A 520-nucleotide genomic window follows, 5' to 3' on the forward strand; every position below is an offset into this window, starting at 1 on the left:
GTAAAAGCAGCAACCATGCTAGATGGGGATTAATGGTGCCACCTGTTCCACTTTTGGCTGTGCTAATACCAGTGTCGTCATCTTCGGCAAGGTCGATAATCCCGTTGTTATCAAAGTCACCGTTTTCCAGGCCGTCAGGGTAGCCGTCATTGTCGCTATCGCGGTCCCGGTAGTTTTCAGTTCCATCTTCATCGCTATCGATAAGCGTAGAGAAAACATGACTGCTTAAGCCTGACGATGATGATAGCAGGTCAACCATACCGTCATTGTCGCTGTCAATCTCACTAAGGTCCGTACCCGGAAGATTCGCTTCTTGAAGGTCCGTTACTTCATCATTGTCCGAGTCAAGGTCCTGAAAATCGGGTACACCATCGTTGTCAGTGTCTGACACGGCAAAAGCTGACGTGATCGCATCGTCTAGGCCATCTGCATTTGCATCAACGACTGTATCGATTACACCGTTGCTGTCCAGATCAATTAGTCCTGAATTCGACTCTCTTATATCAGTTAAACCATCATT

General features: G+C 47.3%; 1 pseudogene. It reads right to left on the minus strand.

Going from position 1 to position 520, the window contains the following annotated elements:
- A pseudogene (locus tag A3729_RS32255) lies at nucleotides 1–520 on the minus strand (hypothetical protein); the annotation flags it as partial.

This window comes from Oleiphilus sp. HI0043, from assembly GCF_001634935.1.